This window comes from Marinococcus halophilus (assembly GCF_002265875.1).
In the GTDB taxonomy this organism is placed as follows: Bacteria; Bacillota; Bacilli; order Bacillales; family Marinococcaceae; genus Marinococcus; species Marinococcus halophilus.
On record NZ_NPFA01000001.1, the window covers coordinates 318,597 to 343,465 of the forward strand.

Annotated in this window: 28 protein-coding genes; 6 read left to right on the forward strand and 22 right to left on the reverse strand. The window is 51.0% G+C overall.

The genetic code is table 11. The features are described from left to right. Positions 1-11: 11 nt before the first annotated feature. From CHL76_RS01535 to CHL76_RS01570, 8 genes are all read right to left on the reverse strand, one after another. The gene (locus CHL76_RS01535; protein WP_094907669.1) at positions 12-1,376 is read right to left on the reverse strand and encodes an MATE family efflux transporter; all 1,365 of its coding nucleotides are present in this window, start codon (positions 1,374-1,376) and stop codon (positions 12-14) included. A gap of 94 nt (positions 1,377-1,470) precedes the next feature. Next, positions 1,471-1,959: a VOC family protein gene (locus CHL76_RS01540; protein ID WP_094907670.1), complete on the reverse strand. Its 489-nt coding sequence runs from the start codon at positions 1,957-1,959 to the stop codon at positions 1,471-1,473. Between the two features lie 230 nt (positions 1,960-2,189). Then, positions 2,190-2,648 carry a flavin reductase family protein gene (locus tag CHL76_RS01545; protein WP_079474739.1) on the reverse strand — a complete coding sequence of 153 codons (459 nt, stop codon included), beginning with the start codon at positions 2,646-2,648 and terminating at the stop codon, positions 2,190-2,192. Between the two features lie 93 nt (positions 2,649-2,741). Further along, on the reverse strand, positions 2,742-3,470 hold the full coding sequence (locus tag CHL76_RS01550) for a GntR family transcriptional regulator (protein ID WP_094907671.1): 729 nt from the start codon (positions 3,468-3,470) through the stop codon (positions 2,742-2,744). A gap of 26 nt (positions 3,471-3,496) precedes the next feature. After that, complete coding sequence (gene nagB / locus CHL76_RS01555) at positions 3,497-4,252, reverse strand: glucosamine-6-phosphate deaminase (RefSeq protein ID WP_094907672.1); 756 nt, start codon at positions 4,250-4,252, stop codon at positions 3,497-3,499. After that, a complete protein-coding gene (nagA, locus tag CHL76_RS01560) occupies positions 4,249-5,460 on the reverse strand; it encodes an N-acetylglucosamine-6-phosphate deacetylase (protein WP_094907673.1) in 1,212 nt (403 codons plus the stop codon). Before nagA ends, nagB begins: the two co-directional genes overlap by 4 nt. 89 nt (positions 5,461-5,549) lie before the next feature. Beyond that, positions 5,550-6,509, reverse strand: a complete 960-nt coding sequence (locus tag CHL76_RS01565; protein WP_079474736.1) for a 2-hydroxyacid dehydrogenase — start codon at positions 6,507-6,509, stop codon at positions 5,550-5,552. 537 nt (positions 6,510-7,046) lie between these two features. Further along, positions 7,047-8,039: a 2-hydroxyacid dehydrogenase gene (locus CHL76_RS01570; protein ID WP_094907674.1), complete on the reverse strand. Its 993-nt coding sequence runs from the start codon at positions 8,037-8,039 to the stop codon at positions 7,047-7,049. Positions 8,040-8,144: 105 nt separating this feature from the next. Here CHL76_RS01570 and CHL76_RS01575 point away from each other — a divergent pair, with 105 nt between their 5' ends. After that, on the forward strand, positions 8,145-8,312 hold the full coding sequence (locus tag CHL76_RS01575) for a CsbD family protein (protein WP_094907675.1): 168 nt from the start codon (positions 8,145-8,147) through the stop codon (positions 8,310-8,312). A 57-nt stretch (positions 8,313-8,369) separates the two neighbouring features. Here the strand turns inward: CHL76_RS01575 and ytvA are convergent, their stop codons facing one another. Beyond that, positions 8,370-9,149: a YtvA family blue-light photoreceptor gene (gene ytvA / locus CHL76_RS01580; protein WP_094907676.1), complete on the reverse strand. Its 780-nt coding sequence runs from the start codon at positions 9,147-9,149 to the stop codon at positions 8,370-8,372. 228 nt (positions 9,150-9,377) lie between these two features. Here ytvA and lhgO point away from each other — a divergent pair, with 228 nt between their 5' ends. Then, a complete protein-coding gene (lhgO, locus tag CHL76_RS01585; RefSeq protein ID WP_094907677.1) occupies positions 9,378-10,562 on the forward strand; it encodes an L-2-hydroxyglutarate oxidase in 1,185 nt (394 codons plus the stop codon). A 7-nt stretch (positions 10,563-10,569) separates the two neighbouring features. Further along, positions 10,570-10,932 (forward strand): VOC family protein, encoded by a 363-nt coding sequence (locus CHL76_RS01590; protein WP_079474731.1) that lies wholly within the window; start codon positions 10,570-10,572, stop codon positions 10,930-10,932. Between the two features lie 53 nt (positions 10,933-10,985). Here CHL76_RS01590 and CHL76_RS01595 read toward each other — a convergent pair whose 3' ends face one another. Then, the gene (locus CHL76_RS01595) at positions 10,986-11,168 is read right to left on the reverse strand and encodes a hypothetical protein (RefSeq protein WP_079474730.1); all 183 of its coding nucleotides are present in this window, start codon (positions 11,166-11,168) and stop codon (positions 10,986-10,988) included. Positions 11,169-11,441: 273 nt separating this feature from the next. Here CHL76_RS01595 and CHL76_RS16795 point away from each other — a divergent pair, with 273 nt between their 5' ends. Then, a complete protein-coding gene (locus CHL76_RS16795; protein WP_079474729.1) occupies positions 11,442-11,654 on the forward strand; it encodes a hypothetical protein in 213 nt (70 codons plus the stop codon). 43 nt (positions 11,655-11,697) lie between these two features. Here the strand turns inward: CHL76_RS16795 and CHL76_RS01600 are convergent, their stop codons facing one another. From CHL76_RS01600 to CHL76_RS01625, 6 genes are all read right to left on the reverse strand, one after another. After that, positions 11,698-12,045, reverse strand: coding sequence for a hypothetical protein (locus tag CHL76_RS01600; RefSeq protein ID WP_094907678.1), 348 nt, complete (start codon positions 12,043-12,045; stop codon positions 11,698-11,700). A 98-nt stretch (positions 12,046-12,143) separates the two neighbouring features. Then, positions 12,144-13,436 (reverse strand): NAD(P)H-dependent oxidoreductase, encoded by a 1,293-nt coding sequence (locus CHL76_RS01605; protein WP_079474727.1) that lies wholly within the window; start codon positions 13,434-13,436, stop codon positions 12,144-12,146. A 22-nt stretch (positions 13,437-13,458) separates the two neighbouring features. Continuing rightward, a complete protein-coding gene (locus CHL76_RS01610) occupies positions 13,459-13,833 on the reverse strand; it encodes a PTS glucitol/sorbitol transporter subunit IIA (RefSeq protein WP_079474726.1) in 375 nt (124 codons plus the stop codon). 54 nt (positions 13,834-13,887) lie between these two features. Then, positions 13,888-14,922, reverse strand: coding sequence for a PTS glucitol/sorbitol transporter subunit IIB (gene srlE, locus CHL76_RS01615; RefSeq protein WP_094907679.1), 1,035 nt, complete (start codon positions 14,920-14,922; stop codon positions 13,888-13,890). A 34-nt stretch (positions 14,923-14,956) separates the two neighbouring features. After that, positions 14,957-15,517, reverse strand: a complete 561-nt coding sequence (gene srlA, locus CHL76_RS01620; protein ID WP_094907680.1) for a PTS glucitol/sorbitol transporter subunit IIC — start codon at positions 15,515-15,517, stop codon at positions 14,957-14,959. Continuing rightward, entirely contained in the window at positions 15,505-15,927 is a 423-nt protein-coding gene (locus CHL76_RS01625; RefSeq protein WP_094907681.1) for a transcriptional regulator GutM, read from the reverse strand. Before CHL76_RS01625 ends, srlA begins: the two co-directional genes overlap by 13 nt. Positions 15,928-16,235: 308 nt before the next feature. Between CHL76_RS01625 and CHL76_RS01630 the strand changes: the two genes are divergently transcribed. Then, positions 16,236-17,711 carry an IS1182 family transposase gene (locus CHL76_RS01630; RefSeq protein ID WP_233133187.1) on the forward strand — a complete coding sequence of 492 codons (1,476 nt, stop codon included), beginning with the start codon at positions 16,236-16,238 and terminating at the stop codon, positions 17,709-17,711. On the opposite strand, the gene CHL76_RS01635 is transcribed toward CHL76_RS01630, so the two are convergent. The 6 genes from CHL76_RS01635 to CHL76_RS01660 all read right to left on the reverse strand — a co-directional run bounded on the left by CHL76_RS01635 (position 17,700) and on the right by CHL76_RS01660 (position 24,059). Beyond that, positions 17,700-18,641, reverse strand: coding sequence for a sugar-binding transcriptional regulator (locus CHL76_RS01635; RefSeq protein WP_094907682.1), 942 nt, complete (start codon positions 18,639-18,641; stop codon positions 17,700-17,702). The two genes, CHL76_RS01630 and CHL76_RS01635, sit on opposite strands and share 12 nt — an antisense overlap. 80 nt (positions 18,642-18,721) lie before the next feature. Continuing rightward, positions 18,722-20,107 carry a dihydrolipoyl dehydrogenase gene (gene lpdA / locus CHL76_RS01640; RefSeq protein ID WP_094907683.1) on the reverse strand — a complete coding sequence of 462 codons (1,386 nt, stop codon included), beginning with the start codon at positions 20,105-20,107 and terminating at the stop codon, positions 18,722-18,724. A 14-nt stretch (positions 20,108-20,121) separates the two neighbouring features. Beyond that, a complete protein-coding gene (locus CHL76_RS01645) occupies positions 20,122-21,426 on the reverse strand; it encodes a dihydrolipoamide acetyltransferase family protein (protein ID WP_094907684.1) in 1,305 nt (434 codons plus the stop codon). 15 nt (positions 21,427-21,441) lie between these two features. After that, on the reverse strand, positions 21,442-22,467 hold the full coding sequence (locus tag CHL76_RS01650; protein ID WP_094907685.1) for an alpha-ketoacid dehydrogenase subunit beta: 1,026 nt from the start codon (positions 22,465-22,467) through the stop codon (positions 21,442-21,444). A gap of 21 nt (positions 22,468-22,488) precedes the next feature. Further along, complete coding sequence (locus tag CHL76_RS01655) at positions 22,489-23,406, reverse strand: thiamine pyrophosphate-dependent dehydrogenase E1 component subunit alpha (RefSeq protein WP_094907726.1); 918 nt, start codon at positions 23,404-23,406, stop codon at positions 22,489-22,491. A 260-nt stretch (positions 23,407-23,666) separates the two neighbouring features. Continuing rightward, positions 23,667-24,059 carry an ArsR/SmtB family transcription factor gene (locus tag CHL76_RS01660; protein ID WP_094907686.1) on the reverse strand — a complete coding sequence of 131 codons (393 nt, stop codon included), beginning with the start codon at positions 24,057-24,059 and terminating at the stop codon, positions 23,667-23,669. Positions 24,060-24,289: 230 nt separating this feature from the next. Between CHL76_RS01660 and CHL76_RS01665 the strand changes: the two genes are divergently transcribed. Then, positions 24,290-24,787: a sigma-70 family RNA polymerase sigma factor gene (locus CHL76_RS01665; RefSeq protein WP_094907687.1), complete on the forward strand. Its 498-nt coding sequence runs from the start codon at positions 24,290-24,292 to the stop codon at positions 24,785-24,787. Positions 24,788-24,869 lie beyond the last annotated feature (82 nt).

Here is a 24,869-nt window from a genome sequence, read left to right on the forward strand (position 1 = left end):
AGTAAGAAAGATTAAGAGAGGCTGTAAACTTTTTCCTTCCTTTTCACTACAATCTTTAACCGTACGAAAAAACCGATCGCGGCGCTTGTCAGTCCGACAGTAATACCGAGCCAGAGACCAAAAGGGCCAAGCGGCGTCGCAACAGCAAGCAAATAGCCGGCCGGCAGTCCGAGGGCCCAGTAGGATACAAGGGCGGTGAAAAAAGGCACCGTTACGTCTTTATAGCCCCGGAGCACACCCTGAAGCGAGGCCTGCGCAGCGTCTGAAATCTGATAGACAATCGCAAACAGGAAAAACTGAGCCGCCAGCTGCACTACTTCTCCATTGGCCGTGTAAATATAGGCAATCGGTTCGCGCAATAGAAATATTCCTATGGACGCCACGCCTAATATGCCCATGGCTGCCGTTACCCCGAGGCGCGTATACGCTTTGGCCCCCTCCAGGTAACCGCCGCCAACTTCAAAGGCAACCACTATCGTCAGCGCGATAGAGATGCTCAGGGGCACCATAAATACCAGGGACGTGAAGCTGAGCGCCACCTGGTGGGCAGCGACCGTCACAGTGCTGAACAGCGACGCCATCAGAAGGCTCACTGCCGAAAAAATACTTGATTCAAAAAACAGTGACATGCCCATCGGCACGCCGATCCGCAGCTGCTCTTTCCACGCCTGCCAGGAGGGCCTGTACCAATCTAAAAAGATGCGGAACCGTCTCATTGCCGGGATACGAAACGTCATTATAATGCTGAACGCAAAAATGATCCAGTAGGAAATTGCCGTGGCATAGCCCGCCCCGATGCCGCCAAGCTCCGGAAAGCCAAATTTGCCAAAAATTAATACGTAATTAAAAAATGCATTAAACGGAAGCGTGCCAAGCATAATAACCATCGTAATCCGTGTATGTCCCTGGGCATCAAAAAAGTTCCGGAGCACAATCGACAGGAAGAACGGAATAATTCCAAAAGCAAGGCCGATCAAATAATGGGCCGCAATCCGTTCAACGCCCGGCTCAAGTGACATAAAAGAAAGAGCCGGGCTTAAAGCCGCTGCTCCGAGCGCCATAACAAGCAACCCGAAAAGCACGCCCAGGTACAGACCCTGCGTAATTGTGCCGGCGATTTTCCTTCCTTCCCCGGCTCCAAGCTGCTGCGAAACAATCGGGGTGATGGCGAGCAGGATGCCGTTCACCGCTGTAAACACCGGCATCCACAGGTTCGCCCCGATCGCAACGCCAGCCAGGTCATCGGTGCCGGCCCGCCCGGACATGATCGTATCTATTAAATTCATGCCAAAATAGCTTAGCTGCGTAATCAGAATGGGCACTAAAATAACCATAAACAACCGCAGTTTTTCTTTAATTGTTTCTGCGTGATACATACTCTGCCTCCTGCTGACATTCCCGTCCGTGCTTACTCATCTGTATAGAATAACATTGATCAGCAGGAAAAAGCACTGCATTCACGCAGACAGCTTATGGGCTGTCCATGTTTCCGTAGGTTACTTCAGTGCTATGAGAATACAGTTCGATTATATTGCCGAATGGATCCTCCATATATACAAGCCGGTACGGTTTTCCCTCTCTTGGTGCCCATATCCGGCTCCGCTTTTTTCCTCCCTCCGCTTCTATGCGTGCGGCGGTTTCTTCAATGCCAGAGACGAGCAGGCACAGATGAAAAAAACGTTGCTGCCACGGCGGGCCTTCCTTCAGTTCAGGCTTGGGATCAACAAATTCAAACAGCTCGAGACCTACCTGATTGCCTGTGGTCAGATGCGCGTTGCGCATCTCTTTTACTTCTTCGCCGAGAAGATCCATCGTCATATTCGTGGAGGCGTCGTCCGTCCCCTCAGCTTTCGCCGTAAAAGGACCAGCCAGAAGCTCAAAATCCAGCACCCGTGTGTACCATTCGACAGCAGCGTCAATATCCGGAACGGTTAAACCGATGTGGGTGATTCCAGTCATAATCTCACTCCTTTTTCATACAAAAGCCGTTCCCATTATGGGAACGGCTTAATCCTATATGGGTTAAAACCGATCTAGTATACCCGTCTGCGCTCACCGGTTCCATTCCGCTTTATTCAAGATTCACACCTCTCCTTTTGAAAGCGTTATCTTAAATATAATGTAGCACGGTCCTTCCCGGGAAAAAAGAGCCAGGGCATAAAAAAACATCCGGCCAGAAGCCGGATGAATTATTCCATGTAGCGGTATTTGCCTTCAAAATAAACGAGCGGTGCTTCGTCCTGGACAGTCACATTCTCCACCGAACCGATAAACAGCGTATGGTCTCCGGCATCGGCTTCATTGTATTTCGTGCAGGCAAGCTGTGTGATGGCTCCTTCAATAACCGGACGGTCTTCAAACCGTTCAAAGTTCACCCCCGCGTCGTCCTCCGACTGGCGGGCGAAGTAGCGTGACACTGCTTCCTGGTTGTTGCCGAGGACGCTGATAGCGAACTGGTCTGTCTGCTGCATGTATTCGTGCATCGAGGCTGTTTTTGCGACAGAGATCAGGATCAGCTTCGGCTCGAGCGACACAGACATGAACGCATTCGCCGTCATGCCGTGGATTTCCCCTTCAAGCTCTGTTGTAAGCACCGTCACCCCGGTCGTAAATTTGCCCATTGCTGCTTTAAACAATCGATCATCCATTTTTGCGGCCTCCCTCATTATCGGCTAATCGTTATCCTGCGAGCATTTTAACGTAAATCAGCCAAGAAAACCAGGAAAGCCGCTCCCGGCCGGTCAGCCCTGCCGGGGCATATGAATACGGAATTTATACCGGTCTCCGCGATAAGAGGAGATAACGTGTTCAAACGGAGCCCCGGCCGCGGTATAGGTGGTCCGGGATATTAAAAGCACCGGCGCTCCCGGCACGATGCCGAGAAGCTCCGCTTCACGCTCTGAGGCAAGGGATGCCTCCAGGGACTGATCCGCAGAGCCGATGGTAATGCCGTACTCCTGTTCAAGCCGGTTATAAATAGATCCTGACGCCGCTTCCTCGCCGAGTCCTGGAAACATATCCGCGTTCAGGTAGGAATTTTCAAGCGCCATCGGCTTATGATCGGCAAGCCGCAACCGCTCCATCCGGTAAACGGACCTGCCCTCCAGCTGGAGCAGTCTCGCCGTTGCCGTATCTGCTTCTTCCATTTGAAACAGCTGCAGCTCGCTGCTTGCTTTCATGCCCCGGGCTTTCATATCCTCAGTAAAGCTCGTAAGTCCCTGAAGCGTCTGTTCAAGCTTAGGTTCAGCTACAAATGTGCCTTTCCCCTTTTCCCTTGTCAGAAGCTGTTCGCTTACAAGCTCTGTTACTGCCTGGCGGACGGTCATGCGGCTCACATCAAATTCCTCCGCGAAAATGCGCTCGGACGGGAGCATATAGCCCGGAGGCCATTCGCCGTTCTCAAGCTTTTCACGAATCATTTCTTGTATTTGATAATAAATAGGAAGCGGGGATTTTTTATTAATTTTCATTCACGGCGTCCTCCCGTTTTACATTTTCACCCGGTAAAGTGCCGCATCACCTCTGCGGATACGTCTGTCAGCGCCTCTTCATCGGCAATCACCGTTACGTTCGAATGCTTTTTCAGCACGGAGGCTGGAAAGCCCTCATCCACTTCTCCCTCCAGCAGGCGGAGAAGTGCTTCTTTTTTGCGCCTGCCAAATACGAGCAGCAGAATGGCACGGCTGTCTGTAATCGTTTCGATCCCCATGGTTACTGCCTGCTGCGGGACCTCTTCGATACTGTCAAAATACCTGGCGTTGGCTTCTCTCGTTGACGGCTTCAATTGTACCACATGCGTCCGGCTCGAAAAGGAAGTACCGGGTTCGTTAAACCCAATATGGCCATTTTCGCCAAGGCCGAGAAGCTGCATGTCAATGCCGCCGGTTTCCGCAATACGCTTTTCATACCGCGTGCATTCCTGCTCCAGGTCAGCTGCGCTGCCATCAGGCAGATGCACCTGCTCCGGCTTCAGCTGCAGCGGCTGAAAAACTTTGTGCTGCATGTACGTGTGGTAGCTCTGCGGATGGTCTTTTGGCATACCGGCATATTCATCGAGATTAAATGTAGTAATTCGGGAGAAATCTGCCTCCCCGTGATCGTAAATTTTTTTCAGCTGCTGATACGTACCCTCCGGGGTGCCGCCGGTGGCAAGACCGAGCACACTGTCCGGCTGTTCCTGTACTTTTTCCGCGACCATCTCTGCTGCCCGTATGCTCAGTGCTTCTCTGTCAGTAACAGGAATAAGCTTCATGGCTGCACTCCTCCTTTCTGTTCGGCTGTAGCGGCGAGGCGCCCACGGCACCAGACTTTCTGCACATGCTCACTTTCATCCATCCAAACAATATCGGCATCCTTGCCGGCCTCGATGCTCCCTTTTCGCTCCGCAATCCCTATTTCATGCGCGGCGTTCAAGGAGGTCATACGCACTGCTTCTTCGCGGCTGCAGCCTGTGAACGCCTGGATGTTACGAAATCCTTTGTCCATGGCAAGCATGCTTCCGGCAATTGTTCCGTCCGGCAGATACGGCTTGTCTCCTGCCACCGTCACCTGCTGGCCGCCAAGATCGTACACCCCGTCCGGCAGGTTTTTGGCCCGCAGGGAATCGGTAATGACACAGAGCCGATTGGCCCCTGCCGCCTGATAGGCAAGCTGCACCATGTCCGGGTGGCTGTGCACGCCGTCTGCGATAATTTCAACGGTAAGTGCGGGATTTAACAGAGCTGCCGCAGCGATGCCCGGCTCCCGGTGGTGCAGTCCGCTCATTCCATTGTACAAATGGGTAACGTGGGAAAGTCCTTTTTTCACTGCTTCGTCTACGAGCGCTTTAGAGGCGTTGGAATGCGCAGCGGAGGCGGTTACACCGATACGCTGCAGGTGCGCCGTCAGCGCGAAGCCCGGATCATGCTCCGGAGCCAGCGAAACGATCCGGACCGCATTTCCCGAAGCCTGGCGCCATCGTTCAAACAAATCAACAGAAGCCTTGACTATAAACTCGGCCGGCTGCGCTCCAGCCTTGGAAGGCTCAAAAAATGGCCCTTCGACATGCGCTCCAGCAATTTCCGCCGTTCCGTTCTCCGGCGCCGCCGCCCGGTATTCAGCCATCTTCTCCAGCGCCCGTGTGATGTTTTCGCTCTTTTGGGTAATCGTAGTTGGAAGAAACGCAGTCGTGCCTTCAGCCGGCAGCACCCGGGCCATTGTCTCCAGCGCCTCCGCCGTGCCGTCCATCGCATCTGCCCCCTGGACACCGTGAATATGCATATCAATCATTCCCGGTATAAAGAAGCCCCGGGAGCCGTCCACCATGACCGCCCGAAGGCGTATTTCTTCCGGCACGTTCTGCTTCAGGAGGTCCATGCTTCCTGTCCGGCGAATGGCCCCGCCGCGAATCCAGATAAACTGATTAGGCGACGTACGGTCCGCGTTTACAATTGTTGCTGAGTGTATAATAATATCTTCCACTACGAGTCCCCTCCTTTTCTACATCGTACCAGTATAAAATATAGTTGTCTATACCAATATTGTTAAAAAAACAGGAGACCCCTCCTGCTTCACAGCTGGTCCTGAGGCTCCTTTCCATCTAATACTTGAAGCACGTTTTCCGCTGCCCGCAACGACATATTGTTCTCATTTTCCTCGGTAAAAGAGCCGATATGCGGAAGCGTCACTACGTGTGGAAACTTCAACAGCGGATGACCGGAAGGAACCGGCTCCTCCGAAAATACATCTACCCCGGCATTCCATATCCAGCGCTCCTGGATCGCTTTCACGAGCGCCTCTTCATCTACTACGCCTCCCCGGGACCCGTTTATAAATACAGCAGAGGCTTTCATCCGGCGGAATGCTGCTTCGTCCATTAGATGATAGGTATCTTTCGTAAGCGGCGTCATCGTACAGACAAAATCCGATTGTTCAAGCAGCGGCTCAAGTTCCGTCCACGACGCTCCGTATTTATCCTCCGCTTCAGGTTTTCGTGAGCGGTTGTAATACAAAATGTTCATGTCAAAGCCAAAGCGGGCCCGCTTGGCGATTGCTTCCCCTATCCGCCCCATGCCGATAATACCAAGCGTCCGGTGATGCACATCGACGCCGAAATAATCATCTGGAAGCGTGTTTTGCCACTTTCCGTCTTTCACGTAGCGGTCGGTTTCGGGAATGCGTCTCGCCGCCGCCAGCAGCAGCCCAAAAATCGCGTCTGCGGTCGTGTCGTTTAATACTTCCGGCGTATTGGAAGCATACACGCCCCGGGTGCTTAAAGCTTCCAGATCCAGATTGTCGTAGCCGACAGAAACGTTAGCAGCAATGCGGAGGCAGGGGGCCTGTTCCAGAAATGCTTCATCGACTTCATATTCCACACCGATAATGGCCGAGGCCCCAGCTACCGCTTCACGGAACTCCGGGTCCTCGAGTGTTTCACTTTGTTCGAAATAACGGACCTCGCACGTTTCTGCTAATTTTTCACGGGCCTCCCTGCTGACCCGGTTGTAGGCTACAACTAATGGTTTACCCATACTTAGTCTCCTTTCTTCTCATTTTCAGCGATTTTCACTGTTTGTTTGCTGATAGCTTCTCTATACGCTCATTTTCTTTAAAAACGATGTTTTATCTTCGTTTTATCCTGGGAATAGTCCTTGTACAATCATTATTAAAGGAAAGGGGCATTTTCATGCTATTTATTGAAGCCCGCAAACGTATGCAGGAAGACGCAATTAAAAACGGAGAACAGCAGGTTAAAAAACCACAGCAGGCCTCCAAGCGGAAATTCCGCAAACAGAAAAGCAGCTGAAGCTGAACTTCATGATTACCACGTCCTTCAACAGGGTATCCGGTAAATAAGAACTTGAAGATGGAGGACGTTATCTACTATGAGAAAACTAATTAAAATGGCTGTCAAAGTTGGACCTTTTGTTTATCCCTATGTGAGAAAATGGTGGAGAAGCCGTAAACAAAAGCGCTGAAATCACGGAGCGCTCATATACACGCTGGAAAAAGACAGCCGTTCTCGTATGCAGAGGGCGGTTTTTCTTATGCCTAAAACCGCCTTTTCTTCATTTCTTAAACTGCTGCCGGCTGCCTTCATTCCATACCTTTTTATTGACGAGCGCTTCGGGCTTTTCTCCCCGCAGAGCCTTTACGCACTGTGCGGCCGCCTCCATATACATTGCTTCCCGGGTTTCCGTGGTGCCAGTTCCGATATGGGGAAGCACCGTTACCTCCGGCATAGCAAGAAACGGATGATCTGCGGGCAGGGGTTCTTCTTCAAACACATCAAGTCCGGCCGCAAAAATCTCTTTTTCCTGAAGAGCCGTAATCAGTGCCTGCTCATCTACGACCGAGCCGCGTCCGCCGTTTAAAAAGACCGCTGTTGATTTCATTTTCCGGAAGGCCTCTGTTCCGAGCATATGCTTCGTCTGCTCTGTCAGCGGCAAAAGCACCATGACCACATCTGATGAAGCGAGAAGGTCGTCCAGCTGCTCATACACAGCACCGGTTTCCCTTTCCGCTTCTTCATGCCTCGAGCGGTTGTAGTAGCTGACCTCCATCCGGAAGCCTTCCTTAGCCCGGCGTGCGATTTCTTTTCCTATACCGCCCATTCCAATAATGCCAAGCTTTTTATGATGTACGTTCAACCCGAACCATTCCTTCGGGGCATTCCGGTCCCATTGTCCGCTTTTGACGAGCTCATGCATCTCCATCAGACGCCTCGAGGCGCCGATCATCAGGCCAAACATCGTGTCTGCCATCGTATCAACGACCGCAGCCGGAGTATTTGTGACCGTGATGCCCCGCTCTGTCAGCAGATCAAGGTCAAGGTTGTCCACTCCCGCGGAAGCATTGCTCACTACCCGGAGTCCGGGTGCATTATCCAGCAGTTCCCGCTCCACCGGAAGACCGGCTCCAATCAGCGCGTCCGCTTTCGGAAGCAGCTCCATGAATTTATCCCGTTCTTTATTCGGACGGACTACATGAATCTCTGCTTCCGCCTCCAGGTATTCCCGGACGTGCTCCGGGGGGTTCGTATAGGCAATAATGACAGACATAAAGGCAAGCTCCTTTTATTCGTATTTTTAGATGAATCATTTGTTTTACCACGTACCACGCCGGGAATACCCCAGATAAGAATTCAACACAGGAGGTATTCATTTATGGCGGATAAAAAAGGCCTCAGTGATAAAGTAAAAGGCGAAGCAAAAGACCAGGCAGGCAATGCAAAGGATGACCCAAAAATGCAGCGTGATGCCAAGAAAGACAAAGTAAAAGGTGAAGTGCAGAACAAAACCGGCGACGCCAAACGGCAGGACGAGGAAAAATAAGCGCTACTTTCAAAGCCGGAATCTTGTGCATTCCGGCTTTTTATTTTTATGCTGCTTTTACGTCAGCCCGAGCTCCAACAGCATTTCTTTTACCGTGGCAGCAGTTCGCAGATAGGAAAGCGAAATATTTTGCGACGTAAAAGCCATGGAAAGCTCGGGTCTGATGCCGGTTACAATCAGCTCTGAACCGAGCAGTCGGAGCAGGTGATGCAGATTCATAATCCCGTCGGCTACCTGCTCATCGTATTCATCCATTCCGGAAAGATCGAGAATCAGTTTTTCGTAGTGGACACTTCCGTATGCTTCGGAAATTTTATGAGATATCATTTCGAACCGTTCGTATGATAAATCCCCGACGACCGGGAGCACAGATATTTTTTCTGTAATCGGCACAATTGGCGTAGATAGCCGGTGCACCTGATTTTCACTTTTGTTTAGATCGTCTTCGTATTTTTTCTGCCGGGTGATATCACGCTGGACACCAAGATAATAAAGGCGGTTTTCCAGATAAATAGGTTCGATATAAATTTCGTTCCAGAAGGGCGTGCCGTCCTTTTTAAAATTTTCGAGCTCCAGGACGTATTCTTCCCGGGCCGCCACCGCGCGCTTCATGTTTTCTATTGCCTGCTCATCTCTGTTTTCCCCCTGGAGAAACCGGCAGTTATACCCTACGCTTTCTTCGTACGTATAGCCGGTCACATCAGTAAAGCCCCGGTTTACATAGACGATGGGGTTGTCATCCTTGTTGGGGTCTGTGATAACCAGCCCCACCTTTGAATGGTCGAGCGCTTTTAAAATTAACGAATCCGTCAAAATCTCATCGTTAAACTCATCCATGGCGCGTGCAATCCTTTCCTAATATGAATAGTTGTTATGTACCTCGTTCTTTTTATTCCTTTTTCCCACTCTGCGGTAAACTTCCTATTTTTCTTTAACGGGTGTACTCATCTATTATAATAAAAACATCATTTAAAAGAAATTACTGTCGTTGTAAGTTTCAAAAAAACGGGTATGCTTTGCATAAGCAGTTTCTGCCAAAAAATTGTCGTTTAAAGGAGCATCGATATGTACGATTATGTCATCATCGGCGGCGGCATCCTTGGGCTCGCTACGGCCTACGCACTGCTCGAGGAAGAACCCGGCGCCGGGGTAGTCGTTTTAGAAAAAGAATCGCACCTGGCTTCGCACCAGACAGGCCGGAACAGCGGAGTGATTCATTCCGGCATCTATTATCAGCCCGGCAGCCTGAAGGCTGTTCTTACAGAGAAGGGGCGGAAGTCACTCACAGCTTTTTGCGATCAGCACGGGGTGGATTACACTATTTGCGGGAAGATTATCGCAGCCAGGGACGAAGATGAGCTGCTGCAGCTGCGCAGGCTCTACGAACGCGGCAGACAAAATGGCCTGCAGCCGCGCTACCTTTCGCTCGACGAGCTTGCAGAACGCGAACCTTATGTAAGCGCCCAGCATGCCCTGTTAGTGCCGGAAACCGGGATCGTCGACTACGCAGAGGTAGCCGATGCTCTCGCCAGGGAGATCCGCAGGCGCGGCGGCGATATATTAATTGGCCAACAGGCTCAGCATATTCAGGAAGAAGCCCAGACTGTCAGCGTCACTACCAGGCATCAGACGTTCACCGGCCGGAAGTTTATTAACTGCGGCGGGCTTCACAGCGATAAAATCGCCCGGATAGCCGGCTATCATACAGACGTCCGTATCGTGCCTTTCCGCGGCGAATACTATACGCTTACTCCGGAGGCTGAACATAAGGTCTCCTCGCTAATCTATCCGGTCCCGGACCCAGCTTTTCCATTTCTCGGCGTTCATTTCACACGGATGAGCCGGGGAGGCGTAGAGGCTGGTCCGAACGCGGTCTTAAGCTTCGGACGGGAAGGCTACGGAAAATTGGATATGAATCCGGCCGATGCCTGGGAGCATTTCCGCTCTCCCGGACTAATGAAACTGGCTTCCCGGTACTGGAGGAAAGGAGCGCAGGAATACGTACGTTCGTTTTCCAAGCAGGCGTTCACCAAAGAGCTGCAGCAGTTGATTCCTTCTCTTCTCCCGGAGGAGCTAATGGCTGGAGAACCAGGCATACGGGCGCAGGCAATCCAGGAAGACGGGACGCTTCTGGATGATTTCTTTTTCATTACAGGCAGCCGCAGCCTGCATGTATTAAACGCTCCATCTCCCGCAGCAACAGCTTCTCTTGAAATCGGTAAAACGATAGCCCAAAAAGTGAAAGGATGACTTTCTGATGACTTTATTTAATGGCATCGACCATGTGCAGCTTGCTGCGCCACCGGGTAGTGAAGAAAAAGCCCGGCATTTTTTCCACACCATTCTCGGTATGCCAGAAATACAAAAGCCTGACGATTTAGCCAGCCGCGGCGGCGTGTGGTTTGACTGCGGCGGACTTGAGGTTCATATCGGCGTAGAAGAGCCGTTTTCTCCGGCCTTAAAAGCGCATCCCGCGCTTCGCGTACATAGCCTTGAGCTGGCCAGAGAACGCCTCCAGGAGTTCAATTGGCCTGTAAAGCCTGAACAGCCGCTGAATGGAGCTGCGCGCTTTTATACAGAGGACCCGTTCGGCAACCGGATCGAGCTGATCGAGAGATAGAAGAACCCCCCAGCAGCGACTGCCGGGGGGGGGGGGGGGTTCTGATATTCATTTTACAGGCTGAGCATTTTCACCGAATTCGGATGAAGTTCTTCCTTTAGCTGCTCATACATTGTAGTTGCGCACTCTTTTCCTTCTAAAATCAATTCTTCTTTCGCTTCACGGCCCTTATAATTCTTCAGCGAAATTTCATGGCCGTCCTGGTCCACTGCAATCAGCATGTATTTCTGTGTCATGGCTGCTCCCCCTTTTTCTTTCCTTTCTTATTCAGCCGTGATGCCTTCGAGCTTCATTAGCATTAGTGCAGAGTCAATTGTTTTAAGATTTGATTGGCTGTCAAAAATACTATTTCCCCGCATACCTCCCGGTGTAAACATCAGCTGCTTGAGACTATCTTCTTACAACCCATGGTTTTCTTCAAGGCAGTTCCGGGTACATAGTCATTAAGTAAATAGATATATACTGCTCTTATTCATGTTATTTATTATACGCCGAAGGAGTGAAATACGATGGATTACTCCATGTCGCGTCAGGTCATTTATTGCTCAATAACGAGACAGACGGTCCTTCACGAATTATCCTACGTATATACAGATGGCGTGCTTGACTCCGTCGCTACATGCACCGGAGTATCAGAAGCCTGCACAAATTGTCCCCTGTTGGAGTTTAACCGGGTGTCCGAGGCTGCCCCCTCCCCCCGCAGGCAGCTGGCCAGTGGATAATATACTCATTCATAAAAAATCTTCCTCCCCCGCTCACGCGTGGTCAGGAAGATTTCTTTTGTTTATTTTTATAATAACGCAGGGTTTTCTGGGTATCATTGAAATCCCGCATCAGCCGGTACGGCTTGCTCGCCATCCGGAACGGCATTCTTATGACAAACGGCTTCCTGCTTTCCCTGTATTCTTCTGTTAAACGTGTCGGTTTAGTGGTTACACGGTCATACACTTCGCTGTACCATTCTTTCATAATATCGCGGTTTAACGTCAGCTCCCGGCCGCACCTCCGGCATTCCATGCTGTACACGTCCCCATTAATATACTCTACGTTATGGGGCGTGTCTTCCTTACAATGAGAACACTGTAAGTAAATAAGCTCCTTACGTTTTTTCATCGCTTCAGCCCCTCCTTTAATGATTCTTCTTTCATTATACCACGATTTAGATACGGAAAAAGAAGCGGCTGCTCATTCAGCAGCGCTTCCTCCTCATTTTATTTCCAGTCGTGATCCTGCATTTTCCGCAGACGCCAGATCGTGGATTCCACTGTCTGCTCCACGTCCTGATACGTAATGATTTCTCCTTTCTTTACCGTCCGGGACATTTTTACGTTTTTATCTACCAGGCCGATCGGGAGCGCTCCTTTATCTTTTGCTTCTGAAGCTTCCATCACGGTTCCGTAAATGGTAAAGCCGCCAATAGAATCCAGATACTCGCCCACTTCGAGATCACGCTTCGCTACCGCTGCAGTTTCAGCGATATGCCCGGCATCCGGGGCGATAGTTGCCTGGCCGTCCAGATACGCCCGGGCTACTGAAAGGGGAGTTTCCAGGCTTGTTAAATGGTAAGGGCGATACAGTACGTAATTCGGCCCATCTCCCATTTTTAAATATTTCATTTCCGCGTTTACTTCTTCCATGTCCGAAGCAACGATCGCAAACACACCTGGGGCGATACCGTTAATGTATTCCACCACGTGCTTTTTCCCGATCCGGCCTCCCTGGTCCCTCAGCTGGAAGAGTTCAGGAAGATCAGCAACTCCGGCTTCAAAGCCATTCATCCCCGGTTTTTCCGGTACAAATCCGGTGGCGTTCGCTACGGCATTCATCTCTACCATCGTTTTCGTTCCATCCTGGAAGGAAGCAAGCATTTTCGGGCTTGATCCTTTTTCCTCCGCTTCTTTTGCCGCAGTATCAGGATTTGCTTCCACATTTAACGGATTATTTTTCCCTTTACCGAGAGCGACTACTTCAAAGCCAATCGCATCGGCGAAATCATACAGCTCCATGATCGCTCCCGGCTCATCTCCTGCCGATCCGGTGTATACGACACCGCTTGCGTCTGCCATCCGTTTCAAAAGCGGGCCGACGGTCACGTCCGCCTCCACGTTCAGCATAACAATATGCTTCCGGTTCAAAATAGCATTCCAGGCAATCTCTGCGCCGATATTCGGCACCCCGGTCGCATCCACGACCACGTCTACTTCATCGAGCGCACATACGAGCAGCGCCTTTGTGGAGGCTACTACTTTATTCAGCTCAATAGCCTGCGAGGCTTCTTCTTTATTGTTAGTAGAAACAATATTTCCCCGCTCGATACCGGCATGCCTGTAAGCATTGATGACGTTATCTTCGTTTATGTCAGCCGTGACGACCACCCGCATGCCTTTCATGTTTTCAATCTGTGCAATCATGCCGCGCCCCATCTGGCCAGCGCCGATGAGACCCACTTTAATATAGCGGCCCTCTTTTTCCAGCGCCTGCAGCTTTCGATTAATCCCTATCATTTGTCTCCACTCCTATCCAGCTTTATTGTTTACGAAATGTAATGGTGCTTCCCACCTGTATGGCAGGCAGGGGCTTTGCTTCTACACAGACCGTGCCCGGAAGGTCCGAACTTGTTTCCCCGTTAAATTGAAAGGTGGCATGCCCGAGATCCCGCAGCGTTTCGTTTGCTTTAGCGCCAACGAATGTCAGGGAGAATGCTTCACCGTCAATAACCAATTCGTCCCCGGCCGCCAGATCTTCGTTCAATCCTTCAGCGTTATGCACAAAGCTGATGTCATATAAATCCTTTGGTGCTGTTTCATTGAATAAAATCATCATGCCATCATCCATCAGCATTTGGGCGTCCTCTCCAATACCGACTACAGTGGCTGTGAATATTTCTGTATTCATTTGCATGGTCACTCCTCCTGAGAAATACTTTGCGGGCAGGATACGCCCGCTGTTTTATTTTTATGAATATAGGCCAAAGCTGAAGAGATAGGCAATCACAACGGCAAGCGGGCCAGTAATGACCCTCGAAAACAGAACGGCCGGTACCCCGACGGAAATGGTCTCCGGCTTTGCTTCCCCGAGCGTCAAACCAACCGGCACAAAGTCTGCCCCTACCTGCGGGTTAATGGCAAAAAGAGCTGGAAGCGCCATTGCCGGCGGAATGTTTCCCATGCCAATCTGGGTTCCGATAAGCACACCGACCACCTGGGCAATAACAGCGCCAGGCCCGAGCAGCGGAGATAAAATTGGAATCGCACATATAAAGGATAAAAGCAGCAGTCCGAAAATATTACTCGCGAGCGGCGATACAAAATTTGCGATCAGGTCCCCAATACCGGTGAAGGTGATAATCCCGATAATCGTACTGACAAAAGCCATGAATGGGAGGATGTTCCGGATGACTGTATCAATCGTTTCACGCCCTGCCTGGAAGAATACGCTTACAACGTTGCCGACGGCGCGGCCTATGCGTTCGATAATATTTGCTTTTTTCGGCCCGGATCCTTTGGCCTTCAGCTTTGCATCTTCTTTAACCTGCTTGGCCACATCCCGGTCCATCAGGGAATTATACGGGGAAGCTTTGTCCTCTGCTTCCGCTTCAGCCGCCGGCACCTCATCCGCGCTGATCGCTTTTATGTCTCTTTCAGCTACACCCGAGACAAAATTCTCTTCGTTAATATACTGCGCAAGCGGGCCAGCCGGTGACGTACCGTGAATATTGACCGTCAGCACGCCCATTTTCGGGTAGACTCCGCAGCGTGCGGTGCCCCCGCAGTCAATAACTGCCACGGCAATGTTTTCTTTATCATAGGAGGCTTTAAACCCATCAACCGCCTCTCCGCCTGTCAGTTCTGCCAGGCGTTCGGCAACCGGATGAATACCGCCTCCGGTTACCGACATAATGTACCTTTTCTGGTCATCTGGATGAATGACGAGCGGGCCTCCCCATCCGCCTCTTCCCTTCGTTACCTCTACCGGTTTATATTCAGCCATTATTCTTCCCTCGCTTTTTCTTTTAAATTTTCATTTATGCACTGGCGCTTTTTTCACCTGAATCACTCTCTGCATTAGATGCCTGACGCCTGAGCATAATAGCGGTAATCCATTCGGTTACAATGCCGCGGATCAAAATAACAATCAGACCAACGATGAAAAAGCGAATCGCGAGCGGGCCTGCAGACAAGCCAAGCGTAGTAATGCCGGCCGATATACCAGTGTAGACGAAAAGTTCTGCCGGATTCGCGTGAGGAAACAGTCCGGTGATCGGATGTACAAACGATACAGCGGAATCATAGAATGCCGGCTTCTGCCGTTCCGGCAGGAAGCGTCCGAAGGTATAGCACATTGGGTTCGTTAAGAAAAATACGGCCAGCAGCGGAAACAGTGTATAGCGCAGAAAGAAATATTTTGTGCTTTTCTGGGCCAGCGAGTAAATTCGTTCTTCCCCAATAAATTTAATGATAGCGTTTACAGCGAGAATTAAACATATAAGTGTCGGAATAATACCTGTAACGAGTCCGACAAATGTTTCGCCGCCTGCCTGGAACATTCCGATAAAGCCTTCTGCGAGCGTTACTAAGAAATCCATTTGTTATCCCCCTTTTTGTTTTTGCGCTTTTGTTCTGCGAGAATCTGCTGGGCTGCCATTAGATGAGCCCGCTTTGGATGCTTTTTTTTCCCGGAAGCGCCTTCTGCTTCCCACTGTTTTTTCAATTCGTAAATATTTTTATCCATCAGTTCCGGCGCTTCAGTAAATTTGGCGAACACCGTCACTCCTCTCATGATCTTGGCATCAATCACTGTGCCTGCCTCATTGGTTACGAGCAAAAGCACGGTTCCAATACCAAGCAGGCGTTTATCAATGCCTGTGCCAAGGTATCCTGACGGCCGGCTGCTCATCGAAGCAATCATGCCGTTATAATATTTCATCTGGCGAAATGTCAGGTAAAATTGTGCCAGCCATATTACGACGAATGCGGCAATAAAATAACCCCACATTATTACTCCTCCTTTACATTTGTAACAACTTGTAACCTTTGTAACTATATTAAAGCGTTTTCACATAGCCGTCAATATATTTTTCAGATATTTTAAAAATTAATTTCCCACAGAGTCACCAGATCATTTGTAAATTATTTCTTTTATTTTACATTTGTTTTAAATAACACATTTGTTCATATAAATATAAAAAAATGGCTCCTTCATAAGGAGCCGCAGACTGTCGACAATGGCTCTCATTTTAGAGCGTGTCGGCAGTTTTTTTATGCTATGATAAAAAGAAATAACCTGGAAAGGGGTTATGGCGCATGATGAGGCGGGATACGGAAGAAGCTCGTTATCGGGAAGCSACCATTCAGTTGGATCAGTTAGTGCCYGCGGACCACYTGGTCCGCCAGATYGAGGCMGCGCTGGATTTTTCCTTYATTTACGAYGAAGTYGCRTCCCTCTATGCCCCCATCGGMCGGCCGAGTATTGACCCGGTCCGGCTAGTGAAAATGGTGCTGCTCCAGTATTTGTTCGGCATTCGCTCCATGCGTCAGACCGTTCGGGAGATCGAAACGAATGTGGCCTACCGATGGTTCCTCGGTTTGGACCTCCTGGAGCCCGTGCCGCATTTCTCCACCTTCGGCAAAAACTACACACGCCGGTTTCGGGACAGTGGGTTGTTCGAAGCGATGTTTGAACGAGTGCTGGGGGAAGCAGTGGCCGCCGGTTTTGTGGATCCGTCCGTCTTTTATATCGATGCCACCCACGTGAAAGCGAACGCTAACAAGAAAAAATTTGATCGGGTTCAGTTGGCGGCCGAAGCCCGGGCCTACCAGGCCCAACTGGATGCCGAAATTCACCGGGACCGCGAGGTCCACGGAAAAAAGCCCCTGCCTCCCGCCCGCCGCGAACCGGGCGGACGGGAGGTCAAACAAAGCACGACGGATCCTGACAGCGGCTATTACGTGAAAGATGAACGCGAGAAGATGTTTGCCTACAGCTGGCACACCGCATGTGATCGGCACGGGTTTATCCTCGGAGCCATCGTGACCGGGGCCAACGTTCATGACAGCCGGATCTTTCATGAGTTATTGGCCCAGGTGACGGCCCGAGCGGGCCGACCATACGCCGTCGCGGTGGATGCCGGCTATAAAACCCCGGCGATTGCTCACCTGCTTCGCGAGCAGGCTATTCGCCCGGTGATGCCTTATACCCGGCCCAAGGGCCCGCCGGGGCGTTTGCGCAAACAGGAATTTGTGTATGATGCCTATCTGGACGCGTATCTTTGTCCCGAACATCAAGCCTTGCGCTACCGCACCACGAATCGGGAGGGCTATCAGGAGTATGCCTCGGATCCCGTCATTTGTCAGTCCTGCCCGCTGCTCGAGACCTGCACCCAAAGCCGGGATCACCGGAAGGTGATCCTCCGCCACGTCTGGCAGGAAGATCTGGACGAAGCTGAACACCTTCGGCACACCCCGTGGAACCGGAAGACCTATGCGGAACGAAAAGAAACCATCGAACGGGTTTTTGCAGATCTCAAACAAAAGCATGGCTTGCGCTGGACCCTCCTCGCCGGAGGAGCACGAAACACCGCGCAGGCGATGCTTGTTTATGCGGCGATGAATCTCAAAAAACTCGCCACCTGGCGGTGGCGACAGACGTGTGCTTGCCCCGCGGGGGCTTCTTTTGTATCTCGATGGCATAACAAAGGCCTCCGAAGTCCATTTTCGGAGGCCTTTGTCTACAATCTGTGGCTCCTTCATAAGGAGCCGTACGTTCGCTTATTCGGTTAACGCTTCTGCAATCTGGTTGTCGACGATCAGCACGTCCAGGTATCCACCCTTGAGGGCAGCTTCAATGCCGAGCACCTTATGGGAACCCTGGGCTACACCGACAACTTCGGGAATGCTTTTAATTTCCCCCAGGGTCAGGCCAATGACCCTGTTGTTGATCGGGTGGTCCACACCCTGGCCAAGCGCGTCGAAAAATTTCGAGCTGATATCTCCGACTGCTCCGGCTTTCCGGAGCGTCACGATGTCTTCTTCCTGGAGGTAGCCCATTGTTTCCATGGTGGAATGCTGGAGCGGATTGCCGAGGCCAACGAGGGCGAGTTCCACGTTCCTTCCTTCCTCGAGTACCTGGGCAATATCCTTGGACTCTACGAGTCTCTCCTTCAGGTCATCTGTTTCGACCATTGCCGGGGCGTACAAATACGAACAGGAAGCATTCATTTTCTGCGCAAAATGAAAGGCCAGCTGATTGGAATGCAGATGCACGTATTTGTTGCCCATTCCTCCGATAAGCGGTGTAATTTGAATGTCTCGATGTTCCACATACGGATATTCTTCAATTAGTGAACGAAGCGTTGTCCCCCATGAGATGCCGATCCGCTTCACCTGCTCCGAGCGCTTGGCCACGTAAGAAGCCGCTGCTTTCCCGATCAATCGTTTGCCCAGATCGGGAGTAAAGCCTGTGGTTGAAACGACGACCGCTTCCTTTAATCCATATTTTTTTTCAAGCTTCTGTTCCAGATCCACCGTATGCACGCTTTCATCTTTAATATATATTTCAACGATGCCTTCATCCCGGGCCCGCTGCAGCATTTTAGAAATGACAGGCCGGGAGACGCCCTGTTTTTTAGCAATCTGGGCCTGGGTCCATCCGTCAAAATGATACAGCTTCGCTACTTTTACCGTTTCTCGTTTCTCTTCCCAGTTGAGCATAATTCTTCCCTCTATTCCATAAATTCATCTGTTCTCAGTATATCACTCCCTGCTGAAACTATATACGCTTACATGGCTTTTTATTGATGCACTGGACGTCCGGAGAGCGCAGATACTCCTTCGAAAAGCATCTCCGAAAGCGACGGGTGGGCATGAATCTGGCTGCTCCATTCTTCGGTCGTGCCTTCGAGATGAATGTAGGCAGCAGACTCCCCGATCATCTCCGTGACATGCGGGCCGGCCATTACAACCCCGAGAATTTCGCCGAACATTTCCCGGGAAATAACTTTAATGAAGCCCCGGGATTCTCCCATCGTCATTGCCTTAGCGTTTCCTCTAAGAGGCACTGTCTTTATTTGAACGTCGCTGTACATTTGTTTTGCTTCCTGCTCGGACAGACCGACAGACGCGATTTCCGGAAAAGTATAAACACACCGCGGCACGAGCGAGAGATCCATAGAAAGCGCAGCACCCGCAGCGTGCTCTGCTGCAATAATGCCCTCGGCGCTTGCCGCATGGGCAAGCTGCCATCCGCCGACAATGTCCCCAGCGGCATAAATCCCCGGCACCGATGTCTGCATCGAACCATCCACCGCTACAAACCGGCCATCCATGCGCAATTGAAGATCTTCAGCCGCCGCGATGACAGGCGTCCGGCCAGTGGAAATCAGCAGGAGGTCTGTAGTGAGCTGCTGGTGGCTGCCAGAAGCGTTCTGCATGTCAATGACCGCCTTTTCTCCCTGCTGCTTTGCAGAAGTAACCGTGGCGCTGGTAAGTATGACCACTCCCGCCTCTTCAAGCGCTCCAGCCAGCATGTTCGCGGCATCCTCGTCCTCCTGGGGAACCAGCCGTCCGGCTGATTCGACAATCGTCACCCGGACGCCGAGCGATTGATACAAGCAGGCATATTCGCAGCCAATAAAACCTCCGCCAACGATCGTCATCGTTTCAGGGAGTGAATGGCGTTCATAAATGGTGTCACTCGTGTAATACCCGGTCTCCTCAAGCCCTGGAATGGGAGGCACTGCCGGCACGGATCCCGATGCAATGATAACTGCTCTCCCGGCCAGCACGGTTTCCTCCCCGTCTTTACTGATAACAGTAACCTCTTTGTTGGGATGGACCTTTCCCCTTCCTGCAAACACCTCGATGTCTCCCTTCTTCATTAGTGACTCTACTCCCTGCCGGAGCTGCCGAATCACCCGGTCCTTTCGTTCAAGCATATCTTTATAACGCAGGTAAAATCCTTCCACTTGGATACCGTATTTTGAAGCGTTTCGCACATAGTTCACTGCTTCAGCGTTCTGGAGAAGCGTTTTGGAAGGTATGCATCCCCGGTTTAAGCACGTACCCCCGAGTTCACGATTCTCTACAAGGGCGGTGGACTGCCCGAGTCCGGACGCCCGAAGAGCAGCTACATAGCCTGCCGGCCCCCCGCCGACAATCACCTGATCAAACGTTTCCATCGATCCATCTCCTTCTAGACAAACAGCTGATATGGCTGTTCAAGCATTTGTTTGAAATCTGTTAAAAATGCAGCTGCCGGTGCGCCGTCAATAATACGGTGGTCAAAGGAAAGGCTGATAGCCATCATCCGGCCCACAGTGATTTCCCCGTTTTTTACTACCGGCTTCTCCTGTATGCGCCCGACGCCAAGAATAGCTGCTTCCGGCTGGTTGATAATCGGGGTGAAGTGGTCAACAGCATACATTCCTAAATTGCTGATCGTAAATGTGCTGCCTGAAAGCTCTTTGCCGGGAAGCGTACCGTTTCGGGCCGCAGCCGCTGTCTGTTTGGTTTCAGCAGCTAATTCTGCGAGTCCTTTATCTTCTGTATGGCGGATGACCGGAACCAGCAGCCCCCGGTCTGTAGCTACGGCGAGTCCCATATGCACAGCTGCCTGCTTCGTGATCCGGTCATCTGTCATGGAGGCGTGCACGTCCGGATGCTTTCGAAGCGCCCGACTGCCAACAAACATTAAAAGCTCCGTCACCGACAGCCGCTGGCCGGTCTGTTTTTCAATCACCGGCAGAAGCTGTGTGCGTAACTCCATCGCCACCTCCATATCAATTTCAGTATGAAGCGTCACGTGCGGCACTTCATTCGCGCTTTTTTGCATACGCTCTGCCACTACTTTTCGTACGCCCTGAAGCGGCTCGGACTGAAGCTCCTCTACTGCCCGAGGCGCAGAAACGTCTGAGCGCGTAATTTTCCCGTAGCTGCCGCTTCCTTTCACAGCGGACAGATCCACATTATTTGCTTCTGCTTCTTTTTTTGCCAGCGGCGTGCTGCGCACCTGCTGGCCGTCCACAGCGGCATGAACATCAGCAGCGTGAATACGCCCTTTCGCTCCGCTGCCCTGTATTAGGGACAGATTTGCACTATGCTCCCGCGACAGCTTCCGTGCCGCCGGCGTGGCACGCACGCCTCCTGCTTTCTCAGCTTCTATTTCCTGCCCTGCCGGCTCTGGAACCGGGGCTTTCGGCGTACTTTCTGGTGCTGGCGAGTCATTTCCGGCTCCGGGTTTTTCCTCCGGCACCTGCTCGCCCTCCTCGCCAATGTAGCCAACAATACCATTTACCGGTACTTCTTCGTCTTCATCATAGTAGCGCTTCAGCAGGATGCCTTCTTCATATGCTTCCACTTCAATATTTATTTTATCAGTCATCACTTCGAGCAGCGGTTCTCCAACCTCCACCGGCTCTCCCTCTTGCTTAAACCACTGCAGGAGCGTGCCGGTTTCCATCGTGCTGCTCAATTTGGGCATAAATACTTCTTTCGCCATGAATTCTGCCCTCCCTTACCGGCGGTGAACGCTGTCGCGCGCCGCCTGCATAATATCATCAACCTGCGGGACCGTTGCTTTTTCAAGTGTCGGATTGTATGGCACAGGGACCGGCAGCGCCCCAAGCCGGCGGACCGGAGCATCCAGATAGTCGAATGCTTCGCTTTCTGCGATCATGCTGGCGATTTCTCCGCCGTATCCGCCTCTTTTGACAGCTTCATGCACAACGATCACCTTTCCGGTCTTTTTAACGGAATCCACGATCGTCTGCTCATCGAGAGGCACAAGTGTCCGCGGGTCGATTACTTCCACATTGATGCCTTCTTCTGCGAGCTTTTCGGCTGCCTCAAGCGCTTTATGCACCATTACAGCGGTCGCAACAATCGTCACATCTGTGCCCTCACGCTTTATATCTGCCTGCCCCAGAGGGATGGTATACGCTTCCTCCGGTACATGCCCTTCAGTTTTATACAGTAGTTTATGCTCGTAAAAAATAACCGGATTCGGATCAGCAATAGCTGCTTTTAACAAACCTTTAGCATCTGAGGCGGTCGATGGCTGCACCACCTTTAATCCAGGGATATGGGCCACCCATGCTTCCAGGCTCTGCGAATGCTGGGCCGCAGCCCCTGTTCCGGAGCCTGAAGGAGTACGAAGCACCATCGGTACGTTGCCTTTTCCGCCGTACATATATCTCAGCTTTGCTGCCTGGTTGGCCAGCTGGTCCATTGCAATGGTGATAAAATCTGAAAATTGCAGCTCCACAACCGGCTTCATGCCTGTCAGCGCCGATCCAATGGCAGCCCCTGTAATAGCCGCTTCAGAAATCGGGGTGTTTCTTATCCTTTCCGGGCCGAACTCTTCAATCATTCCGCGGGTGACGCCGAAAGCTCCGCCGTAGACGCCAATATCCTCTCCGAGAATGAAAACGTCCTGGTCCTCCCTCATTTCCTGCGACAGCGCTTCACGGACGGCTTCGGCAAAGGTAATGCTCCGTGCTGTTTCTTTATCGTTTGAAGAATTTACTGCGCTCGACTGCATCGTCAGGCACTCCTTTCTATATTAAGCATATACATCCTCAAGCAGCGTATCCTCGGAAGGCTCGGGGCTTTGCTCTGCAAATTCCACCGATCGCTCAATCTGGGCTTTCGTTTCTTTTTTTACCGTTTCTGCTTCCTCCTGGGTGATAATGCCACGCTCGATTAAAGCGTCCTGAAAGAAACGGATCGGATCCTTGTCCTTCCATTCCTTCTCTTCTTCTCTCGTCCGGTATTTTTTGGCGTCGCTTTTGGAGTGGCCCTTCCACCGATACGTTTTCGCCTCTATGAGTACCGGCCCATGGCCGTTTCTTGTATACTCCACGGCTTCTTTCATCACAGTCATCACTTCCGGAAGACTGTTGCCGTCCACTACATGCCCCGGGATGCCGTAGCCTGAAGCACGGTCGGCAATATTTTCGATTTTCACCATATCCTTTACTGGGCCGGACATGCCGTACTGGTTGTTCTCGCAGACAAAGATAACCGGGAGATCCCAAATAGCGGCAAGGTTTACGGCTTCATGGAAGCTCCCTTCATTTGCAGCTCCGTCCCCGAAGAAACAAACCGTAATATAACCTTCCTGGCGCATCTTCGACGTGAGTGCCGCGCCTACAGCTAAAGGAATGCCGCCTCCAACGATCCCGTTGGCACCGAGATTGCCTTTCTCGACGTCCGCGATATGCATGGAGCCGCCTTTGCCTTTGCAATAACCGGTTTCCCGCCCAAACAGCTCCGCCATCATCCGGTCAGGATCCGCTCCTTTAGCAATGCAGTGGCCATGGCCGCGGTGGGTGCTCGTAATTTTATCTTTACCCTCAAGCATTGCACAGACACCCACAGCTGAAGCTTCCTGCCCTACACACAGGTGGGTGGTGCCGTGAATCATGCCTTTGGCAAAAAACTCGTCTACTTTTTCATCGAACCAGCGCACCGTCCACATCTGCTCGAGCCAGTCGACCAGCTTTTCCTTCGGTTCTTTCCAAATCCAATCAGCCTGCGTCACAATAACGCCCCCTTTACATTTGTTCAATATTATGACCTTTGTAAATATAATAGCCTTATTTCATACGTTCGTCAACTAAACGTTTGTAAATTATCTTTGATTTCAAAATATTGTTTCCGTTTTCATAATTTCAGCTGAATTTTTCAATTGTAACTTTCAGAAACATTTGTTTACTGAGCATAAAAAAAGAGACGCCGCTACGCCTCATTTTCCTGCCGCTCTTTAATTTCTGCCTGGTGGCTGACGACAAGTTCCACCACCTGCCGGACATGCTCATCATCAAGAGAATAGTAAACGGTTCTTCCTTCCTTTCGAAACTTCGTCAATCCCAGCTTATGCATATACCTGAGATGATGGGATGCTGTAGCAATGGAAGATTCGATGATTTCTGCAATACTATGTACACTCAATTCCGGTGTCAGGGCGAGCGCCTGGGCAATCTGCATCCGCTTGCCGTCTGCGAGCCCCTTCAGCATATCCGTCATAATGCCGAGCGAGCGTTCCTGTATTTGCTGCTGGATCCATTCTACATTTGCCTGCGCGCTTTCGTTTTCGTTTGGCATTTTATTCACCTGCCTGATCGTAATCATTCCTATTTTAATTGTACGCTATCTTTATTTGCTTTCAACCGATCTGCTTTATTTTTTCTCTGGGCATGAGTTTCTTTTTCTATACTTTGGCAGTCCCTTCCCTTTCTATGATACAACAGAGCGCTCCCTATTTATCAGCACATAGTGCTCCGGCGGCATTCTTACTCTTTGTATATGCTGATCCTACCATGGAATAAATCAGAACCGCGCGGCTTCGCCAGGAGAGACCATTGACCAGTACAATTCCTGCTTCATTTGAAGAAACATACGAACAATATACTCCGCTCGTTAAACGAATGATTACCCGTCTCCGGATTTATCAGGAACAGGAAGAATATATGCAGGCCGGCTATGTAGGATTATGGAAGGCTTACAGTACCTTTTCTCCCGAAAAAGGCACTTTTTCCGCTTATGCTTTTACCCTCGTGCGAGGTGAAATGCTAATGATGCTCCGAAAAGAAGTGCGGTTCTCCGAGCGGCATCAGCTGTTTGATGACCACCAGCCTTTTGAGCAGCCATCAGAGATGGAGGACCGCTTTGAGCTCGAGGCCTATTTTCCTCTTCTGTCAGAACGGGAACGAACCTGGCTCACCGATTTCGCCGTGCATGCCCTGCCCATACGCGACATTGCAGCGAAACACGGAGTAGCAGCTTCCACGGTTAAATCATGGCGGAAATCCGCATTGCGCAAGCTGCGCGCACACACCAGCGAACTAAAGCTGGATTAACCTTTTGCCGCTGATGTGCAGGTGGAGAAATCTTTTCTATTTGTCCAGTTCCATCCACTGCCGGCTCGAGGTCGCTGTCTCC

What these genes read in the sequence shown, in the direction of transcription:
- CHL76_RS01550 (WP_094907671.1), bottom strand. Translation starts at nt 3,470, where the DNA reads ATGAAAATTAATAAAAAATCCCCGCTTCCTATTTATTATCAAATACAA.
- CHL76_RS01570 (WP_094907674.1), bottom strand. Translation starts at nt 8,039, where the DNA reads ATGTCTGTCATTATTGCCTATACGAACCCCCCGGAGCACGTCCGGGAA.
- CHL76_RS01535 (WP_094907669.1), bottom strand. Translation starts at nt 1,376, where the DNA reads ATGTATCACGCAGAAACAATTAAAGAAAAACTGCGGTTGTTTATGGTT.
- ytvA (WP_094907676.1), bottom strand. Translation starts at nt 9,149, where the DNA reads ATGGATGAGTTTAACGATGAGATTTTGACGGATTCGTTAATTTTAAAA.
- CHL76_RS01650 (WP_094907685.1), bottom strand. Translation starts at nt 22,467, where the DNA reads ATGCAGTCGAGCGCAGTAAATTCTTCAAACGATAAAGAAACAGCACGG.
- CHL76_RS01645 (WP_094907684.1), bottom strand. Translation starts at nt 21,426, where the DNA reads ATGGCGAAAGAAGTATTTATGCCCAAATTGAGCAGCACGATGGAAACC.
- lpdA (WP_094907683.1), bottom strand. Translation starts at nt 20,107, where the DNA reads ATGGAAACGTTTGATCAGGTGATTGTCGGCGGGGGGCCGGCAGGCTAT.
- nagB (WP_094907672.1), bottom strand. Translation starts at nt 4,252, where the DNA reads ATGAAGCTTATTCCTGTTACTGACAGAGAAGCACTGAGCATACGGGCA.
- srlE (WP_094907679.1), bottom strand. Translation starts at nt 14,922, where the DNA reads ATGGCTGAATATAAACCGGTAGAGGTAACGAAGGGAAGAGGCGGATGG.
- CHL76_RS01575 (WP_094907675.1), top strand. Translation starts at nt 8,145, where the DNA reads ATGGCGGATAAAAAAGGCCTCAGTGATAAAGTAAAAGGCGAAGCAAAA.
- CHL76_RS01545 (WP_079474739.1), bottom strand. Translation starts at nt 2,648, where the DNA reads ATGGATGATCGATTGTTTAAAGCAGCAATGGGCAAATTTACGACCGGG.
- CHL76_RS01655 (WP_094907726.1), bottom strand. Translation starts at nt 23,406, where the DNA reads ATGTGGACGGTGCGCTGGTTCGATGAAAAAGTAGACGAGTTTTTTGCC.
- CHL76_RS01595 (WP_079474730.1), bottom strand. Translation starts at nt 11,168, where the DNA reads ATGACACAGAAATACATGCTGATTGCAGTGGACCAGGACGGCCATGAA.
- CHL76_RS01540 (WP_094907670.1), bottom strand. Translation starts at nt 1,959, where the DNA reads ATGACTGGAATCACCCACATCGGTTTAACCGTTCCGGATATTGACGCT.
- srlA (WP_094907680.1), bottom strand. Translation starts at nt 15,517, where the DNA reads ATGGATTTCTTAGTAACGCTCGCAGAAGGCTTTATCGGAATGTTCCAG.
- lhgO (WP_094907677.1), top strand. Translation starts at nt 9,378, where the DNA reads ATGTACGATTATGTCATCATCGGCGGCGGCATCCTTGGGCTCGCTACG.
- CHL76_RS01590 (WP_079474731.1), top strand. Translation starts at nt 10,570, where the DNA reads ATGACTTTATTTAATGGCATCGACCATGTGCAGCTTGCTGCGCCACCG.
- CHL76_RS01610 (WP_079474726.1), bottom strand. Translation starts at nt 13,833, where the DNA reads ATGCAAATGAATACAGAAATATTCACAGCCACTGTAGTCGGTATTGGA.
- CHL76_RS01625 (WP_094907681.1), bottom strand. Translation starts at nt 15,927, where the DNA reads ATGTGGGGTTATTTTATTGCCGCATTCGTCGTAATATGGCTGGCACAA.
- CHL76_RS01600 (WP_094907678.1), bottom strand. Translation starts at nt 12,045, where the DNA reads ATGAAAAAACGTAAGGAGCTTATTTACTTACAGTGTTCTCATTGTAAG.
- CHL76_RS16795 (WP_079474729.1), top strand. Translation starts at nt 11,442, where the DNA reads ATGGATTACTCCATGTCGCGTCAGGTCATTTATTGCTCAATAACGAGA.
- CHL76_RS01635 (WP_094907682.1), bottom strand. Translation starts at nt 18,641, where the DNA reads ATGCTCAACTGGGAAGAGAAACGAGAAACGGTAAAAGTAGCGAAGCTG.
- CHL76_RS01660 (WP_094907686.1), bottom strand. Translation starts at nt 24,059, where the DNA reads ATGATTACGATCAGGCAGGTGAATAAAATGCCAAACGAAAACGAAAGC.
- CHL76_RS01565 (WP_079474736.1), bottom strand. Translation starts at nt 6,509, where the DNA reads ATGGGTAAACCATTAGTTGTAGCCTACAACCGGGTCAGCAGGGAGGCC.
- CHL76_RS01605 (WP_079474727.1), bottom strand. Translation starts at nt 13,436, where the DNA reads ATGATAGGGATTAATCGAAAGCTGCAGGCGCTGGAAAAAGAGGGCCGC.